Origin of the sequence: Kitasatospora acidiphila, from assembly GCF_006636205.1 — a bacterium.
GTDB lineage: Bacteria > Actinomycetota > Actinomycetes > Streptomycetales > Streptomycetaceae > Kitasatospora > Kitasatospora acidiphila.
In genome coordinates, this window is sequence record NZ_VIGB01000003.1 from 3,010,001 (window position 1) to 3,027,670 (window position 17,670).

Sequence of the window (17,670 nt, forward strand, 5' to 3'; positions counted from 1 at the left end):
TGCGTGGTGAAGTGTTCCAGTTTCACCTGAACGAAGAGTGCCGACGCCCGGATCGCGACCGGTCCGTCGGGTCCGCCGATCCGTCCCTCGCCCGCGGAGTAGACCTTGCGCCCGTGCACTCCGGTGACCCAGGCGTGGATGTGCAGGGTGGCGTCCACCGGCACCGGGCGGAGGAAGTCCGTCTCCAGGCGGCCGGTGACCGCGGCTGTGTGCAGCAGCCAGTTGAGCGAGCCCAGGGTCTCGTCCATCGCGGTGGTGAGGATCCCCCGTGCGCCAGGCCGGGGCCGCCCTGGTGGGCCGGCTTCACCACGAACTCGGCGATCACGTCGATGCCTTCGCCGGCCCGGATGTCCATCTGCAGTCCGCTGCTCTGCTGCGGTCCGCACCCGAAGCAGTGCACGTAGTGCGTGCCGAGGGTGGTGCCGGGCGCGGGGGCGTCGGGGTGGCGCACCGGCTCCGAGGCGTCCTCGGGCGGGGTGGTGGGGGTGCTCACGGATGCTCTGGGTACGGTCACGGGCCCGACCCTACTCATGAGTAGCCAGGATGCAATGGCCCACCGCCTCCAAGATCCAGCAATGCCTGGGACAGAATGGCGGTTATGTACGACGAACGCCTCACCGCACCCCGCTCCTGGTGGCTGCTGCCGGTCGCGGCCGGCCTGTCGCTCGCACTGATCCTGCTGAAGTTCGGTGCCGTGCCGGGGTTGGTCGGCCTGCTGGCGGGCTTCGTCGCGGCCGCGGTGGCGCTCAGCTCGTACGGCTCGGCGCGGATCCGGGTCGTCCAGGGGTCGCTGGTGGCCGGCCAGGCCCGGATCCCGGTCGAGGCACTGGGCGAGGCCCTGCCGCTGGACGCCGCCGAGACGGTCGCCTGGCGCTCCTCGAAGGCCGACCCCCGGGCCTTCATGCTGCTGCGCAGCTATGTGCGCACGGCACTGAAGGTGGAGGTGACCGACCCGGCCGACCCCACCCCGTATCTCTACCTCTCCACCCGCGACCCGCAGGCCCTGGCCGCGGCGCTGGACCAGGCCCGCGGCTGAGCCCCGGCCGCACGGCACGACACGCTGAGCCCCCGCCGCAGGGCACGACAAAGGGACGGTCCGTCAACTACGGACCGTCCCTTCGCCGTTCGAGTGCGCCCGAGAGGTTCGGGACGCAGGATCAGCCTCCGGCCCACCAAGGCGGGCCGGTCGGGGCGGTTTGCCGAGTCCGGCGGCGGTGCCGGGCACCTGTCCATCGGGATCGGGGGTGCGCCCAGATCTCAGGCGCAGTCGCGGCAGATCGGCTGACCGTTCTTCTCGTGGTCCAGCTGGCTGCGGTGGTGCACCAGGAAGCAGCTCATGCAGGTGAACTCGTCAGCCTGGCGCGGCAGCACCCGCACCGACAGCTCCTCACCGGAGAGGTCGGCACCGGGCAGGTCCATCGTCTCGGCGCCGTCGAAGTCCTCGATGTCGACAGGACCGGTCGACTTGTCGTTCCGGCGGGCCTTCAGTTCCTCGATGCTGTCCTCGTTGAGGTCGTCATCGGTCTTGCGTGGGGTGTCGTAGTCCGTTGCCATTGTTCGCTCTCCCCCTCTGGGTGTGTGCGGTATCTCCAGCGCACGTAACGCATGAGGGGCCGGTCTTGTGCCCGACCCGAGGCCGAGATTGTGCCTTACTTCAAGCCCTGTTACTCAATCGACACTCAGCGACGGGTCCGACCAGGTGATCCACACCACCTTCGAGGGACTCGCGGACAGTTGCCGACAGGGCTCGACAACGGCCCGATATCAGATACGGAAGGTGATGCTACGCCCTGCCGACCACCCGCACCAGGGGACCTTGACCCAGGTGGGAGGCGGATTCCCGACATCCGGGAGCGGCAAACCGGACAGCGTCTCCGATTACCGTCCGCAATGATCGGCTCAGCCGGGTCGATCACTCTGCGAGATCAGCCAAATGTGTACCGTGCCGGCATGTGACGTTCATCACAACGTGGGCAATTCGGACGAAATCGGCCGCAAGTGACCGGCTTCACTGCTCCTCGGAAGTGCCGCCAGTGGCGCCGGAAGCGCCCCCGGGTCACGCCTGCGCGGCCCTCGCGGCACGACGGGCCAGCAGGGCCGCCTGGCGCTCCTCGAACCGGGCAGCCTGGCCGTCCAGCCCCTCCAGGAAGAGCCCCAGCTCCTGCTGCGCCTGGATCCCGGCCGGCCCGAGGCCGCCGACCTCCAGCACCTTGAGGTGGCGCAGCACCGGCTGCAGCACGTCGTCGTGGTGGATCCGCAGGTTGTATATGCCGCCGATGGCGATCTGGGCGGCCGAGCGCTCGAAGCCGGGCATCCCGTGGCCGGGCATCCGGAACTCGGTCACCACGTCGCGGATCGCCTGCATGGCCAGGTCCGGGGTGAGCTCGATGGCCGCCTTGAGCAGGTTCCGGTAGAAGACCATGTGCAGGTTCTCGTCGTTGGCGATCTTCGCCAGCAGCTGCTCGCAGAGCGGGTCGCCGGACAGGTGGCCGGTGTTGCGGTGCGAGATCCGGGTGGCGAGCTCCTGGAACGCCACGTAGGCGATCGAGTGCAGCGCGCTGTGCGCGTTGTCGGACTGGAAGCCGGCGCCCATGTGGTCCATCCGGGCCCGCTCCAGGGCCACCGGGTCCACCGCCCGGGTGGCCAGCAGGTAGTCGCGGATGGCGATGCCGTGCCGCCCCTCCTCGGCCGTCCAGCGGTGCACCCAGGTGCCCCAGGCGCCGTCCCGCCCGAACAGGGTGGCGATCTCGTGGTGGTAGCTGGGGAGGTTGTCCTCGGTCAGCAGGTTGACCACCAGCGAGACCCGGCCGAGCGGGGTGACCTTGGACTGCGACAGCTCCCAGGCCTCGCCGCCGAGCACGCCGTCGAAGTCGCGCCCCTGGCTCCACGGGATGTACTCGTGCGGCATCCACTCCCGGGCGGCCTTGAGGTGCCGGTTCAGCTCGCCCTCGACCACCTCTTCCAGAGCCAGCAGCAGCCTGGCATCGGTCCATGCGGTCGAACCGGTGCGCTGAACGGGGGCAATGGTCACGACGGTGGCTCCTGGTGAAACGGGACGTGCGAGTGCACATGCGGGGTGCGGTACCTACGGTGTCGTACCTTACGGCAGCGTAGGTTACGGCAGCGTAAGTACTCGGCCCCGGATATGCCAAACGCCCTGCGCCGCCCCTTCTCGCAGGTGAGGGGCGCGCGCAGGGCGCTTCAGGAGGTTCGTGGACGGCTCAGGCGCCGGGGATCCGGACCCGCATGGTCAGTCCGCCGCCGGGCCGGGGCACCGCTTCGATCGAGCCGCCGTGCGCGCGCACCACCGAGCGCACGATCGACAGGCCCAGCCCCACCCCCTTGTCGCTGCGGGTCCGGTCGGCTCCCTTGAGCCGGCGGAACGGCTCGAAGATGTGCTCCAGCTCGTAGCCGGGCACCACGGGCCCGGTGTTGCTGACCACCAGCTCGCCGACCCCGCCGGGCCCGGGCGCCGTGGTGATCTCCACCCAGCCGTCCGGCACGTTGTAGCGCACCGCGTTCTGCAGCAGGTTGAGCGCGATCCGCTCCAGCAGCACCCCGTTGCCCGAGACCGCCACCGGGTTGAGCTCGGAGCGGATCTCCACCTCCCGGCCGGACGCCTCCGGCCGGACCTGCTCGACCGCCTGCAGCGCCACCTCGGAGAACTCCACCGGCCGCCGGTCGACCAGCTCGTTGTCGCTGCGGGCCAGCAGCAGCAGGCCCTCCACCAGCTGCACGCTGCGCTCGTTGGTGGCCAGCAGGGTCTTGCCGAGCTGCTGGAGGTCGGGCGAGGCGTTGGGGTCGGAGAGCTGCACCTCGAGCAGGGTGCGGTTGATCGCCAGCGGGGTGCGCAGCTCGTGCGAGGCGTTGGAGACGAACCGGCGCTGCGAGTCGAACGCCCGGTCCAGCCGGTCCAGCATGTCGTCGAAGGTGTCGGCCAGCTCCTTGAGCTCGTCGTCCGGGCCCTCCAGCTCGATCCGGCGGTGCAGGTCGGAGCCGGCCACCTCGCGGGCGGTGCGGGTGATCCGGCCGAGCGGGCGCAGCACCCGGCCGGCCATCGCGTAACCGGCCGCGAAGGCGATCACGGCGAGCCCGACCAGCACCGTGAGGGACTTGCGCAGCAGCGCGTCCAGCTCGGTGTGGGCTTGGGCGTTGAGCGAACCGCTGAGGTAGTGGTTGACGTCGTTGCCGGTGAGCACCTGGCCGTCGCCGGTGGTGATGTTCACGCCGGGGCCGAGCTTGATCTGGGGCAGCGAGATGTCCTGGAAGGCCTGCTCGACCATGAAGTAGGTGATCAGCAGCAGCAGCACCCCGGCCATCAGGAACATCCCGCCGTACAGCAGGGTGAGCCGGATCCGGATGGTGGGGCGGAACGGCAGCCAGCGCAGGCCGTCGCCGGGGTGGTACTGATCGGTCGGCAGCGGCGGCTCGACCGGGCGCGGCGGGTGCGGGGGCCGCGGCGGTGTCGGGTGCGAACTGCCGGAGGACCCGCCGGTGGTGGGCGGGGTAGTCATGGGTTCATCCCTCGGGTTGGGGTCAGATCCGGTAGCCGGAGCCGGGCACCGTGACGATCACGGCCGGGTCGCCGAGCTTGCGGCGCAGTGTCATCACGGTGACCCGGACGACGTTGGTGAACGGGTCGGTGTGCTCGTCCCAGGCCTTCTCCAGCAGCTGCTCGGCCGAGACCACGGCCCCGCCGGCCCGCATCAGGACCTCCAGGACGGCGAACTCCTTGGGGGCCAGCTGGATCGAGCGGCCGTCCCGGATCACCTCGCGGCGGCCCGGGTCGAGGCTGATCCCGGCCCGCTCCAGCACGGGCGGCAGCGGGACGGTGGCGCGGCGGCCGAGGGCGCGCACGCGGGCCACGAGTTCGCTGAAAGCGAACGGCTTCGGCAGGTAGTCGTCCGCGCCGATCTCCAGCCCCTCGACCCGGTCGCTGATGTCGCCGGAGGCGGTCAGCATGATCACCCGGGTGGCCAGGCCCTGGTCGACCACGCTGCGACAGACGTCGTCACCGTGCACCAGCGGTAGGTCGCGGTCGAGCACCACGACGTCGTAGTCGTTGACCGCGATCCGCTGCAGGGCGGCCTCGCCGTCGTACACCACGTCGACGGCCATCGCCTCCCGGCGCAGGCCGGTGGCCACGGCTTCGGCGAGCAGCTGCTCGTCCTCGACGACAAGAACCCGCACTGCGGTTGTCCCTTCTCCGGGGGCCACGCGCGGCGGGAGCGAGGTCCCGTGCGCGGGCCTGCGACTCCGACGGTCCCTCCATCCTGCCCCCTGTACGGGTAAAGCAGCGGTAAGTCGACCAGCGGCGACCCCTCGGAGTCGAACATCCGAGCGATCTCGGAGTGTGATGGCGGCAACTTTCCGTGATTTCTCCCGAATCGGAGGTTTCCCGGCCCGGGTGGTGGGGATGACGAGTGCAACCCGCGATCACGCCGTCAGGCAGTCGCACCCACCCGCCGCGCGTTCATCCGCACCGGCTGGGGGATCGCAAGCATCCACGGAGCGGCCCAGGCGCCGCACCCGTGCCCGCACCGGAGCCAGCACCGGTCGGGTGCAGCCGCTGGACCACCGTCCCTCCCAACCGGAGAACGCCGACCGCGCACGTCCGACACCGTAAGGGGGTCTGCCGCATGGACGCCTTCACCGCCGGAATCCTGCAGCGCATACGCAATGCCGAGCAGGATCTGCACCGTGCCCTCGAAGCCGGGGACGAGTTCCTGGCCGAGGTCGAACAGTCCGAACTGGAAGACCTGCGCCGGATCGCCGCCGACCACGGCGTCGACCCGCTGCTGGCGCTGCCCCGCAGCGCCTGACCCGGGCGCCCGCCAGCCGGGCGACTCCCGAACACCAGGGCCGGTCGACCGGCCCCCGACACGTGGTGAAACCCCGGTGCGATCCTCGCACCGGGGTTTCGCTGCCATCGGGCCGTCGGAATCCGGCGTTCCGCGGGCCCTCGTCAGTCGTGCCAGGCGCCCAGCTCGTCCAGGCGGGCCTGCAGCCGCTCGAAGGTGCCGGGCGGGGCCGCCACCAGCAGCTCCCGGGTGGCCTCGGTGCTCGGCCGGCCGCCGGTGCGGGCACCCGCCTCCCGGGCGATCAGGCCACCGGCCGCCTGGTCCCAGGGGGCCAGCCCGCGCTCGTAGTAGCCGTCCAACCGGCCCGCCGCCAGATCGCACAGGTCCACCGCCGCCGCACCACCGCGCCGGATGTCCCGCACCTCGGGCATCAGGGCGTGCAGCACCTCGGCCTGGTGCACCCGGGCCGGCAGCACGTAGTTGAAGCCGGTGGCGATCAGCGCCTGCCCCCACGGCGGGGTCGGCCGGACCGCCAGCGCGCGGCCGTCCAGCAGTGCGCCGCGCCCCCGCACGGCCTGGAACAGCTCGCCCCTGGCCGGCGCGAAGACCACCCCGACCACTGCCTCACCGTCCAGCTCGGCGGCCACGCTGACGGCCCAGTTGGGCAGCCCGTAAAGGTAGTTGACGGTGCCGTCGAGCGGGTCGACGACCCAGCGCACCCCGCTCCCGCCGGTCCGCTCGGTGCCCTCCTCACCCAGGTAGCCGTCCTGCGGGCGGCGGCCGGTGATCAGCTCGACGATCAGCTTCTCGGAGGCCAGGTCCATCTCGGTGACCACGTCGACCGGGCTGCTCTTGGTCGCCGCCACCCCGAGGTCGGCCGGGCGGCCGTCGCGCAGCAGCTCGCCGGCCCGTCGGGCCGCCTCCAGGGCCACGTCCAGCAGCTCGTCCAGCAGGGTCTGATCGGGCACGGTGCTCCTCCGTCTGTGGTTTCGGGGTCAGGCCTGGGCGGCGGCCGGCCGGGGCGCCCGCGGGTTGGGGCAGCAGGCGGCCGGGCAGACGTCGTGGCCGGCCCCGAGCCGCCCGAGCGCGCAGCGCGCCACCGGCACGCCCCGCTCGGTGGCCGCCCGCTCCAGCAGTAGCTCGCGCACCGCCGCCGCGAACCGCGGGTCGGCGCCGACGGTGGCGGCCCGGGCCACCGGCAGGCCGAGCTCGGCGGCCCGCGCCACGGCCTCGGTGTCCAGGTCGTACTTGACCTCCATGTGGTCCGAGACGAAGCCGATCGGCACCATCACCACGGCTGCCGCCCCGGCCTCCTGACGCTCCGTCAGGTGATCGCAGATGTCCGGATCCAGCCACGGGATGTGCGGTGCGCCGCTGCGCGACTGGTAGACCAGCTGCCACGGGCGGTCGGCCACGCCGGTGGCCCCCGCCACCGCCTCGGCCACCAGGTGCGCCATCTCCAGGTGCTGGGCGACGTAGGCGCCGCCGGGCGTGCCGCGGGCCGGGTCGTCGGGGGAGCCGGAGCTCTCGGCCATCGCGGTGGGGATCGAGTGGGTGGTGAAGGCCAGCTCGGCCCGGTCGCGCAGCCCGGCCGGCAGCTCGGCCAGCGCCGCCAGGGTCGTCTCGATCATCGGCTGGACGAAGCCCGGGTGGTTGTAGAAGTGGCGCAGCTTGTCCACGGTCAGCACGGGACGGCCCTCTTCGGCGAGCACGGCCAGCGCGTCGGCCAGGTTCTCCCGGTACTGCCGGCAGCCCGAGTAGCCCGCGTAGGCGCTGGTGGCCAGCACCGCGACGCGTCGGTGGCCGTCGTCGGCGATCTCGCGCAGCGCGTCGACCAGGTACGGCGCCCAGTTCCGGTTGCCCCAGTAGACCGGCAGGCCCAGACCGTGGTCGGCGAAGTCCTTGCGCAGCGCGGAGAGCAGGGCGCGGTTCTGCTCGTTGATCGGGCTGACCCCGCCGAAGCGGAAGTAGTGCTGCCCGACCTCGGCCAGCCGCTCCTTCGGGATGCCGCGGCCGCGGGTGACGTTCTCCAAGAACGGCACCACGTCCTCGGGGCCCTCCGGTCCGCCGAAGGAGAGCAGCAGCAGCGCGTCGTACGGCGCCGGGTCGGTGGGGGTCTGCGCGTCAGCCATGGCTCCGATCCTGCCACTGCCCGCGCTGGGTGCCGGACCACCCCACGGGTTTATCCGGTTGCTTTCGTTCGTAAGCTGTCTCAGGTACCCATGTTCCTTACTCCCCCGGTTCCCTGACCCTCCCGGAGCAGCCGTGCTGTCCAGCTACCGTCAGATCTTCGCCGCGCCCGGCTCGCTGGCGTTCTCCGCCACCGGACTGGTGTCCCGACTGCCGATCTCGATGGTCGGGGTCGGCGTGGTCACCATGTTCTCCGAGCTGCGCGGCTCCTACGGGCTGGCGGGTGCGGTCACGGCGACCCTGGCGCTGGCCTCGGCGGGCATCGGGCCGCAGGTCTCGCGGCTGGTCGACCGCTACGGGCAGCGCCGGGTGGTCCGGCCGGCCACCGCGATCAGCGTGCTGTGCTCGGCGCTGCTGCTGCTCGCCGCCTGGCGCTCCTGGCCGACCTGGACGTACTTCCCGTGTGCGATCGGGATGGGCGCCATGGGCAGCACCGGTCCACTGGTCCGGGCCCGCTGGGCGCAGCTCTACCGGGACGACCAGGCCAAGCTGCACACCGCCTACGCACTGGAGGCGGTGGTCGACGAGATCATCTTCATCGTCGGGCCGATCCTCTCCATCTGCCTGGCCACCTCCTTCTTCCCGGAGGCCGGGGTGCTGCTCGCCGCGGTCTTCGGGGCCGTGGGGGTGCTGCTGTTCACCGCCCAGCGGTCCACCGAGCCCCCGCCGCACCCGGTGGCGCGCGCGGCCGGTGGCTCGGTGCTGCGACTGCCCGGCCTGCGGGTGCTGATCGCCACCTTCGTCGCGATCGGGACGATCTTCAGCTCGGTCGAGGTGGTCACCGTGGCCTACGCCCGGGAGCAGGGCCACGGCGCGGCCGCCAGCCTGGTGCTGGCCGTCTACGCGCTCGGCTCCGGGGTGGCCGGCGTGGTGGTCGGCGTCCTGCACCCGCGCGGCCCGGCGGCCCGGCGGTTCCGCAACGGCGTCGCGGTGATGGCGGTGACGCTGACGCCGCTCAGCCTGGTGGCCGCCTGGTGCAGCGGCACGGTCGGCCTGGTCGCGGCCGGGGCCACCCTGTTCCTCTCCGGGATGTCCATCTCGCCCACCATGATCACCGCGACCGGCCTGACCGAGCGCCTGGTCCCGGCCGCCCAGCTGACCGAGGGGATGTCCTGGACCACCACCGGCCTCGGCATCGGCGTGGCGGGCGGCTCCTACCTGGCCGGCTCGGTGGTCGACGCCGCCGGGGTCGCGGCCGGCTACCGGGTCCCGCTGGCCGCCGGGGTCTTCGCCCTGCTGCTGGCCGCGGCGGGCGGGCGCTGGCTGCGCACCGACAGCCCGGCCGCGGCCCCCGAGCCGGCCGCGGTGGCGCCCTGACCGGACCGGTCCGAACCATGGACCGGCGGCCACCCCGTGGCTAGGCTCGCTACCCACTGGTAGCGCCCTCGGGGGGACGACCTGCGGGTGCAGCATGGACGCAGGAGGAGCCGTATGACCGTGACCGCCGGCCGTTGGACCAACTGGGCGGGCAACCAGAGCGCCGAGCCCAGCCGGGTGGTCACCCCGGCCTCCACCGAGGAGCTGGCGGAGGCGGTCAAGCAGGCCGGCGCCGAGGGCCGCACCGTCAAGGCGGTCGGCTCCGGGCACTCCTTCACCGCGATCGCCGCCGCCGGCGACGGCGTGCTGGTCCGCCCCGAGGGCCTGACCGCGGTGCGCGAACTGGACCGGCAGGCCGGCACCGTGACGGTGGAGTCCGGCCTGCCGCTGGCCAAGCTGAACCGGCTGCTGGCCGCCGCCGGCCTGTCGCTGACCAACATGGGCGACATCGAGGTGCAGACGGTGGCCGGCGCCACCAGCACCGGCACCCATGGCACCGGGCGCGACTCCGGCTCGCTGGCCGCGCAGATCCGGGCCCTGGAGATCGTGCTCGCCGACGGCTCGGTGCACCGCTGCTCCGCCACCGAGGAGCCGGAGCTGTTCCAGGGCGCCCGGCTGGGCCTGGGCGCCCTCGGCGCGGTCAGCGCGATCACCTTCGGGGTGGAGCCGGCCTTCCTGCTCACCGCGCACGAGGCGCCGATGACCTTCGACCAGGTGCTCGCCGACTTCGACCGGCTCACCCAGGTCAACGAGCACTTCGAGTTCTACTGGTTCCCGCACACCGACCGGTGCAGCACCAAGCGGAACAACCGCAGCCAGGGGCCGGCCGCGCCGCTGCCGCCGTTCAAGGCCTGGCTGGAGGACGACTTCCTCTCCAACACGGTCTGGGAGGGGGCCTGCCGGGTCGGCCGGGCGTTCCCGAGCAGCATCCCGGCCATCGCCGCGGCGGCCAGCCGGGCCTGGTCGGAGCGCAGTTACACCGACGTCGCCTACAAGGTGTTCACCAGCCCGCGCAAGGTGCGCTTCATCGAGATGGAGTACGCCGTGCCGCGCGAGACGGCGGTGCCGGTGCTGCGCGAGCTGAAGCGGCTGGTGGAGCGGAGCGACTGGAGGATCAGCTTCCCGGTCGAGGTGCGCTGCGCGCCGGCCGACGACCTGTGGCTCTCCACCGCGAGCGGGCGGGACACCGTCTACATCGCCGTCCACCTCTACCGGGGTACCGCCGAACGGGGGTACTTCACCGAGGTCGAGCGGCTGATGACGGCCCATCAGGGCCGCCCGCACTGGGGCAAGCTGCACACCAGGGACGCCGAGTACCTGGCCGCGGTCTACCCCCGCTTCGGGGACTTCACCGCGCTGCGCGACCGGGTCGACCCCGAGCGGCGGTTCGCCAACGCCTATCTGCGCCGGGTGCTGGGCGACTGACCCGCCGTCACGGCGTGGCGGTGGCAGTGGCGGGCGCCTCGGTGGCGCCGGCCGCCGGGGTCGTCGCGGGCGGCTGCGGGGCCCGGGTGGTCGGCGGCGCCGAGGGCGTGGCACTGGGCGTGGCCGCACCGGACGGGGTCGCGCTGCCGCTCGGCGAGGCGCTGCTCGGCGGCGCGGACGGGCTGGACGACGGCGAACCGGAGTCGGCGCCGGGCGTGCTGGGTGCCGTCGAGGAGCCGCCGGTCCCGCCGGACGGGCGCTCGGACGCGCCCTGGCCGGTCGGCGGGGCCGCCGGATCCGTGCGCGGTTCCCGGGCCGGGGCCTTGCGGCCGCCGTCGGGGATGATCGAGGTGCCGCCACCCTCCTGCCCGGTGGTGATCGCGTGCAGGTTCTGGCCGGAAGCCAGCTCGACGACCACGATCGGGGTCATCGCCAGCACGAAGACCAGCGCGGAGACCGCCGCATAGCCCTTCCAGGTCCAGCGGCGGCGGGCCCGCCGCACCGGCGAGTCGTTCCAGGAGCCGTCCGGGAGCGGCTCCGGCTCGGCGGGCTCGTCCTGCCAGGCGAGCGGCAGCGGCGCGGTGTCGGTGGCCGGGATCTGGCGCAGTCCGTTCACCTTGCTGCCCGGTGACCGCTCGGTCACCTCGCGCAACTGCTCACCGGTGCGTCGGAAGAGGTGCTGGAAGACGGCGCCGCCGCAGGTCGCGCCGACGCTGACCACCGCGGCGCCGATGATCGTGCCGTACACCCCGAGCTCGGAGGCGAGCACCGCGCCGACCACCGCGGCCAGCGCGCTGGCCGCGACCTGGGCCACGCTCAGATCGATCCGCCGACCGCTCGCGGGCCGCTCGGGCTGCTCGGGCATCCGGTCCTCTTCCAACATCCTCGATATCTCGTCAGGTTTCGCCCATCAGGCAAGTCATCCGCTCATCGCGCTATCCGATGGGACCGCCCATTGTGCATAAAGAAGGACACAAGGGTCGAAAATCCGGTTCTTCACAGTCGATATATGTGAAGATGATCACCGTCAGCTGATCGGCGGTCCGCCAATGGAGTCCCCCCTCTTGAGATTCCCGTGAATCGCGGGAGACTTGAGCGGCGAGCCGCCCCGCTGGTTGCCACGAATGGAGTACTGTTCGTGGAGCCTGGGCCTTCGGTCATCCTCTCGACTGCTTTTCCATCGGCGGTCGGAGCGAGAAGCCGTCAGGACCGGGCACGCACGGCGGCGCTCGACCCCGAACCGTCGCTCCACATCCACGTGCGGGGACCGGCCGGGAGGCTGACGCGGAGTCACCACGACGACGCGCCAAACAGGCCACCGTGCCACAGCGGTGTGTCCGGACCCAAGTCCGACACGCCGGGAGAACTCTGCAAGGTTGTGGCAAGTCGACAGTGGGCAGGCCACACTCAGTACGGGAGCAGCGACGCAGGTGACGTCGGCAGGCACCACCCGGGAGGTAACCGTGCCCGAATTGCGGGTTGTGGCCGTCAGCAACGACGGCACACGGCTGGTGCTCAAGGCTGCCGACAGCACGGAGTACACCCTTCCGATCGATGAGCGGCTGCGTGCCGCCATCCGGGGCGATCGGCCGCGCCTCGGCCAGATCGAGATCGAGGTGGAGAGCCACCTGCGCCCCCGGGACATCCAGGCGCGGATACGAGCAGGTGCCTCCGCCGAGGAGGTCGCCCAGGCCGCCGGGATCTCGGTGGACCGGGTGCGCCGCTTCGAGGGCCCGGTGCTGGCCGAGCGCGCCTTCATGGCCGAGCGCGCCCGCAAGACGCCGATCCGCCGTCCGGGCGAGGCCACCGGCCCGCAGCTGGGCGAGGCGGTTTCCGAGCGCCTGGTGCTGCGCGCCGCCGAGAAGGACACCGAGCGCTGGGACTCCTGGCGGCGTGACGACGGCACCTGGGAGGTCGTCCTCACCTACCGCGCGGACGGCGAGGGCCGTACCGCCAGCTGGACGTACGACCCGCCGCGGCGCCTGGTGCAGCCGAACGACGACGAGGCCCGCTCGCTGATCGGCGAGAGCGTGGAGCGGGAGGAGGAGTCGGTCTTCCCGTTCATCCCCCGGATCGCCCGGCTCCCCAGGACCGCCCGCACCGGCCGATGATCGAGCGGCCGTCGGCCGACCGGATCATGTCGCCGCCCGAGCGGCTGCCGGCCCGGGAGGCGCGGGAGGCCACTGCCGACTCGCGGGACTCGCTGACCAGCCTGCTGGACGTGGTGCCCGCCTTCCGCGGCGATCTGGCCGTGGGCCCGTCGGCGATCGAGGCGGCGCCGGTCGAGGAGAGCCAGGAGGTCGAGGAGACCGCCGCTGCCGCGGCCGCCGCGCCCGCCGTGGGCGCCGGCTCGGCCTACGCGGACATCCTGATGCCGCGGGCGGTGGCCCCGCACCGCGAGCGGTTGGTCGGTACCACCGACCGGCAGGCCGAGGCCGACGGTGTCCGTCCCGGCCGCCGGGCCACGGTGCCCAGCTGGGACGAGATCGTCTTCGGCAGCCGGCGCAAGAAGAGCGAGTGACGGTCCGGGGCCTCGGAGTGCCAAGGCCCCGCTGACCGTCCGTCAGCCCCGCTGCGGCCCGGTCGCGGCCGGGCGCTCCGGGTCGCTGGACCACTCGCTCCACGAGCCCGGGTAGAGCACCGTGCGGTAGCCGGCCAGCTCCAGGGCCAGCGCGTTGTGCGCCGCCGTCACGCCCGATCCGCAGTAGACGCCGACCACCGGGTGCTCGTCCGCGCCCAGTGCCCGGAACCGCTCGGCCAGCTCGGCGGCGGGCTTGAAGCGGCCGTCGGCGGCGTTGTTGTCGAAGGTCGGCGCGCTGACCGCGCCGGGGATGTGGCCGGCCCGCGGGTCCAGCGGCTCCACCTCACCGCGGTAGCGCTCACCGGCCCGGGAGTCCAGCAGCAGCCCGGTGCGGGCGAGTTCGGCGGCGCCGTCCTTGTCCAGGGTGGCGAGTTGCCCGGGGACCGGCTTGAAGTCGCCGTCCTGGGCGGCCGGCACCTCGTCGGTGACCGGCAGCCCGGCCGCCTGCCAGGCCGCGAAGCCGCCGTCCAGCACCCGCACCGCGGGGTGCCCGGCCCAGCGCAGCACCCACCAGGCACGCGCCGCCGCGGTGGCCGGGCCCGCGTCGTACACCACCACCGCGCGGTCGGCCGCCACCCCGGCCCGGCGCAGCGCCGCGCCCAGCACCTCGGGGTCGGGCAGCGGATGCCGACCGCCGTGGCCGGGCGCGCCGGGCGGAGCCGCCAGCGCCTGCTCCAGGTCGACGAAGTGGGCGCCGGGCAGATGGCCGGCCGCGTACTCGTCGGCGCCCGAGGCCCCGGTCGGGCCGGCCGCGGAGAGCACGAAGCGGATGTCCAGCAGCACCGGCGGCCGCTCGCCGGCCAGCTCGGCGGCCAGCTCGGCGACGGAGATCAGCGGAGAAGTGTTGTCCATGCGGCCATTCTGCTGGGTCACCCGGTCGACCGGTTGCGGTCGGCGATGCTTTGTGCGCTCTTTGCCATGATTTCCGTGCCGTCGCCCGCCCCGGCGTCCCCGCGGGTGGGAGCATCTGCCCGGGACCCGTGCCACCGGGCCGGGTACCCCCGCGAGGAGGTCGCGATGACGGCGGTACAGGTCCGGGTGGCGCACGGCTCACCCTGCTGGGTGACCCTGCTGGTCCATGATCTGGACCGCGCCCAGGCGTTCTACTCGGCGCTGCTGGGGTGGGAGTTCACCCCGGGGCCCGCCGAGCCGGGTGGCTATCTGCGGGCCACCCGGCACGGCGCCGGGGTGGCCGGGATCGGCCTGGCCCCGGAGCTGCCGGCGGCGCCCGTCGAGTGGACCGCCTACTTCGCGGTGGACAGCGCGGACGCCGCCTCGGCGCGGGTCCGCGAGCACGGCGGCACGGTGGCGGTCGGCCCGCTGAGCAGCGGTCCGGCCGGGCGCCTCGCCATCGCCGCCGATCTCTCGGGGGCCTTCTTCGGGCTCTGGGAGGGCCATGAGCACCTCGGCTGGGAGCTGGTCGGCGAGCCCGGCGCACCGGCCTGGACCGAGCTGGTCACCGGTGACGAGCCGACCGCCGCGGCCTTCTACGGCGCGGTGTTCGAGCGCCAGGTGGTGGCGGCGGACCCGTCGGCGGTGGCCCGGGGCGAGGAGGACGCCGCGCTGCGGGTGGCCGGTCAGCGGGTGGCCGGGCTGCGAATGACCGGGTTGGGCCAGACCCGCGATCTGCGGGACGGTCCGCCCCGCTGGCGGATCTACTTCACGGTGGCCGACGCGGATCTGACGGCCGGTCAGTGCCGGGCGCTGGGCGGCGCGGTGCTGGTGGAGCCGCGGGACACGCCGTACGGCCGGGTGGCGCGGCTCGCCGATCCCGAGGGCGCCCGGTTCTCGGTGGTCGCGCCCTGAGCCGCCGGCGCCGCGAACGGGTGGGTTACGGCTGCTCGAACGGCAGCACGTCCGGGGAGAGCGCGGCCGCCCGGGCGGTGGCGGCGGTGAGCCGGCGCCGGTGGTGGCGGCGGCAGAGCACCTCGTAGCCGACCTCGTCCTCGTTGACCGCGACGTCGCCGACCACCACCTGCGGGCCCTCCACGACCATCACCCCGCCCACCGTGCGGGCGTTGTGGGTGGCCCGGGCGCCGCACCAGCAGAGCGCCTGCACCTGCAGCACCTCGACCCGGTCGGCCAGTTCGAGCAGCCGCTGCGAGCCGGGGAACAGCCGGGTGCGGAAGTCGGTGGTGATGCCGAAGGTGAAGACGTCGATGCCCAGCTCGTCCACCACCCGGGCCAGCTGGTCGACCTGCTCGGCGGTGTAGAAGTTGGCCTCGTCGCAGATCAGGTAGTCGACCTTGCCGCCACCCGAGAGCAGCTGCACCACGTAGAGCTGGAAGTCGAAGCCCTCGGTCACCTCCACCGCCTCGGCGCGCAGGCCGAGGCGGCTGGAGATGGTGGAGGCGCCGGCCCGGTCGTGCCGGGCGAAGATGATGCCCTGCCGGCCGCGGGCGGCATGGTTGTGGTTCATCTGCAGCGCCAGGGTGGACTTGCCGCAGTCCATCGTCCCCGAGAAGAAGACCAGGTCAGCCATGGTGGGGTGGGGAAGCCTCTCTCAAGGGGTACGAATCTTCGGAGCGGGGGTCTCAGGGGCGGACTTCGAGCAGCGGCACGAGCTGCTCCACCGGGGTCATCGAGCCGTGCAGGCCGGTCATCGCCGACTCCCCCGGCTCGCTGCGGGAGGCGATGATCGCGATGTCGTCCCGGGCGGCGGCGACCACGTCGCCGATCCGGTGGTAGACCCGGTCGTCGACCGCGGGCCCGAACCAGCCGGCCTCGATCGCCTCGTCCCGGGTGGCCACCCACATCCGGTCGCCGAGCACCTCGCGCCAGACCGTGTGGACGTCGGCCGCCGCACCGGGCACCGCGTAGACGTGCCGGGCCCGGGCCTCGCCGCCCAGCAGTGCCACGCCGGCGCCGAGCTCCCAGTCGTCGTCGAAGTCGATCCGGTCCTCGGGCGCGATGTCGATCATGCCGTGGTCGGCGGTGACGTAGAGCGCGGAGCGGGGCGGCAGCTGCTCGGCCAGTCGCCGGGCCAGCCCGTCGACGGTGTTCAGCATCAGCCGCCACTCGTCCGAGTCGACCCCGTAGCGGTGGCCCATCGCGTCCAGCTCGCTGACGTAGGTATAGACCAACGCCCGGTCGGAGGAGGCGAGTTGACGGGCCGCCAGGTCCATCCGCTCCTCACCGGTGGTGCGGCCCAGGAAGTCGCCGCCGGACAGCGCCACCCGGGTCAGCGGGGTCTGCGCGAACAGCGGCGAGGAGACCTGGCTGGCGGCGACGCCGGCCGCGTGCACCCGCTCGAAGACGGTCGGGTAGGGCTGCCAGCTGTGCGGATCCACCGGGGGCTGCCAGCGCAGCTGGTTCATCAGCTGGTTCTGGCCGGGGATCGCCACGGTGTAGCCGGCCAGGCCGTGCAGCCCCGGCGGCAGGCCGGTGCCCACCGAGGCCAGCGAGGTGGCCGTGGTGGACGGGAAGCCGGCGGTGAGCGGCCGCCCGGTGCCGCCCAGCGAGCTGTCCAGCAGCCCGGTCAGGAACGGCGCCCACTCGGGGTGACGGCGGATCAGCTCCCAGCCGAGGCCGTCGACCAGGAAGACGCAGACCCGGTCGGCGGGTTCGAGGGCAGGGTCGCGGTGAAGCCGGGCACCCCCAGGCCCGCCGCCACCGAGGGCAGCAGATCGCTGAGCGAACCGGAGCCGTAGCCGGGTGCGGGCGCGCCGGCCACGTCCAGCAGGTCGTACGGATCGGGGCTGTGGAAGAACTGCGACACGCCTCAGGCCCTGCTGATGGTGGCCTCGGACAGCGCCCGGGCGAAGACCAGGGCCTGGGCCACCGTCTCCGGGCCGTCCCCGGCCTCGCTGACCCGAAGTGACAGGTCGTCAGCCGTGGCCGAGCCGGTGTAGCCGTGGTCGGCCTCGCAGTTCGGGTCCGAGCAGCCGGCCGGCTCCAGGTCGATCCGCTGCACCGCGCCCCAGCCGATGGTGAGCACTACCTCGCGGGGCAGCCGGCCCGGGGTGTACGTCTCCGGGTTGGCCACCATCCGGCTCAGCACCACCGAGCCGATCCGGTCCAGCCGGACGCTCTCGGTCGAGGTGGTCGCGTACGGCACCGGGCTGGTCGCGTCGGCGGCCTGCTCGTCGGTGTGGCTGACCACGAACCTGCTCGGGGTGAGCACCAGCACGGTGACGTGCCGGCGGACCTCGTTGGCGTCGAACGTGGTCTCCTGGTGGACCAGGTAGGAGCTGATCGGCTCGGGGCCCACCGCGGACTCCACGGCCTCGGACACCAGCGCCGGGTAGTAGCCACTGCGCTCGATCGCGGAACGCAGGTCCTGCGTGGTGGTGGTACCGGTCTTCGCCATAACTCCATCCTGGCATGCCCCGCCGACCCGGCGGGCTGGACTGCGCC

15 protein-coding genes and 3 pseudogenes (1 of these 18 running past the window's edge) are annotated in these 17,670 nt (G+C 72.9%); 6 read left to right on the forward strand and 12 right to left on the reverse strand.

Annotated elements, in window-relative coordinates; translation table 11 throughout:
- Positions 1-532: pseudogene (locus tag E6W39_RS14295) on the reverse strand (hotdog domain-containing protein); it reaches 82 nt to the left of the window's first position.
- A 57-nt stretch (positions 533-589) separates the two neighbouring features.
- On the opposite strand from E6W39_RS14295, the gene E6W39_RS14300 reads away from it, so the two are divergent.
- Positions 590-1,036, forward strand: coding sequence for a DUF3093 domain-containing protein (locus E6W39_RS14300; protein WP_141633873.1), 447 nt, complete (start codon positions 590-592; stop codon positions 1,034-1,036).
- A 221-nt stretch (positions 1,037-1,257) separates the two neighbouring features.
- Here the strand turns inward: E6W39_RS14300 and E6W39_RS14305 are convergent, their stop codons facing one another.
- The 4 genes from E6W39_RS14305 to E6W39_RS14320 all read right to left on the reverse strand — a co-directional run bounded on the left by E6W39_RS14305 (position 1,258) and on the right by E6W39_RS14320 (position 5,190).
- Positions 1,258-1,554, reverse strand: a complete 297-nt coding sequence (locus E6W39_RS14305; RefSeq protein ID WP_101382482.1) for a DUF4193 domain-containing protein — start codon at positions 1,552-1,554, stop codon at positions 1,258-1,260.
- Positions 1,555-2,056: 502 nt separating this feature from the next.
- Positions 2,057-3,031 (reverse strand): acyl-ACP desaturase, encoded by a 975-nt coding sequence (locus tag E6W39_RS14310; RefSeq protein ID WP_141633874.1) that lies wholly within the window; start codon positions 3,029-3,031, stop codon positions 2,057-2,059.
- Between the two features lie 190 nt (positions 3,032-3,221).
- Positions 3,222-4,514, reverse strand: coding sequence for a sensor histidine kinase (locus tag E6W39_RS14315; RefSeq protein WP_141633875.1), 1,293 nt, complete (start codon positions 4,512-4,514; stop codon positions 3,222-3,224).
- A gap of 22 nt (positions 4,515-4,536) precedes the next feature.
- A complete protein-coding gene (locus E6W39_RS14320; protein ID WP_101382479.1) occupies positions 4,537-5,190 on the reverse strand; it encodes a response regulator transcription factor in 654 nt (217 codons plus the stop codon).
- 449 nt (positions 5,191-5,639) lie between these two features.
- Between E6W39_RS14320 and E6W39_RS14325 the strand changes: the two genes are divergently transcribed.
- Positions 5,640-5,822, forward strand: coding sequence for a hypothetical protein (locus tag E6W39_RS14325; RefSeq protein WP_101382478.1), 183 nt, complete (start codon positions 5,640-5,642; stop codon positions 5,820-5,822).
- Positions 5,823-5,965: 143 nt separating this feature from the next.
- Here the strand turns inward: E6W39_RS14325 and E6W39_RS14330 are convergent, their stop codons facing one another.
- Complete coding sequence (locus tag E6W39_RS14330) at positions 5,966-6,769, reverse strand: inositol monophosphatase family protein (protein ID WP_228718149.1); 804 nt, start codon at positions 6,767-6,769, stop codon at positions 5,966-5,968.
- Positions 6,770-6,796: 27 nt separating this feature from the next.
- Positions 6,797-7,933: a ferrochelatase gene (locus E6W39_RS14335; RefSeq protein ID WP_141633876.1), complete on the reverse strand. Its 1,137-nt coding sequence runs from the start codon at positions 7,931-7,933 to the stop codon at positions 6,797-6,799.
- A gap of 133 nt (positions 7,934-8,066) precedes the next feature.
- Between E6W39_RS14335 and E6W39_RS14340 the strand changes: the two genes are divergently transcribed.
- Entirely contained in the window at positions 8,067-9,308 is a 1,242-nt protein-coding gene (locus E6W39_RS14340) for an MFS transporter (protein WP_141633877.1), read from the forward strand.
- Positions 9,309-9,422: 114 nt separating this feature from the next.
- Positions 9,423-10,733 carry a D-arabinono-1,4-lactone oxidase gene (locus E6W39_RS14345; RefSeq protein ID WP_141633878.1) on the forward strand — a complete coding sequence of 437 codons (1,311 nt, stop codon included), beginning with the start codon at positions 9,423-9,425 and terminating at the stop codon, positions 10,731-10,733.
- A gap of 7 nt (positions 10,734-10,740) precedes the next feature.
- Here E6W39_RS14345 and E6W39_RS14350 read toward each other — a convergent pair whose 3' ends face one another.
- Positions 10,741-11,598, reverse strand: coding sequence for a hypothetical protein (locus tag E6W39_RS14350; protein ID WP_141633879.1), 858 nt, complete (start codon positions 11,596-11,598; stop codon positions 10,741-10,743).
- Between the two features lie 598 nt (positions 11,599-12,196).
- Between E6W39_RS14350 and sepH the strand changes: the two are divergent.
- A pseudogene (sepH, locus tag E6W39_RS14355) lies at positions 12,197-13,254 on the forward strand (septation protein SepH).
- Positions 13,255-13,296: 42 nt separating this feature from the next.
- Here sepH and E6W39_RS14360 read toward each other — a convergent pair.
- Entirely contained in the window at positions 13,297-14,166 is an 870-nt protein-coding gene (locus E6W39_RS14360) for a sulfurtransferase (RefSeq protein WP_141633880.1), read from the reverse strand.
- Between the two features lie 165 nt (positions 14,167-14,331).
- Here E6W39_RS14360 and E6W39_RS14365 point away from each other — a divergent pair, with 165 nt between their 5' ends.
- Positions 14,332-15,120 carry a VOC family protein gene (locus E6W39_RS14365; protein WP_141633881.1) on the forward strand — a complete coding sequence of 263 codons (789 nt, stop codon included), beginning with the start codon at positions 14,332-14,334 and terminating at the stop codon, positions 15,118-15,120.
- Between the two features lie 25 nt (positions 15,121-15,145).
- On the opposite strand, the gene E6W39_RS14370 is transcribed toward E6W39_RS14365, so the two are convergent.
- The 3 genes and pseudogenes from E6W39_RS14370 to E6W39_RS14380 form a co-directional block, all read right to left on the reverse strand.
- A complete protein-coding gene (locus E6W39_RS14370; protein WP_141633882.1) occupies positions 15,146-15,796 on the reverse strand; it encodes a thymidine kinase in 651 nt (216 codons plus the stop codon).
- 52 nt (positions 15,797-15,848) lie between these two features.
- Positions 15,849-17,032 (reverse strand): annotated as a pseudogene (locus tag E6W39_RS14375) (alkaline phosphatase family protein).
- Between the two features lie 3 nt (positions 17,033-17,035).
- Positions 17,036-17,623 (reverse strand): DUF5998 family protein, encoded by a 588-nt coding sequence (locus E6W39_RS14380; RefSeq protein ID WP_141633883.1) that lies wholly within the window; start codon positions 17,621-17,623, stop codon positions 17,036-17,038.
- Between the last annotated feature and the right edge of the window lie 47 nt (positions 17,624-17,670).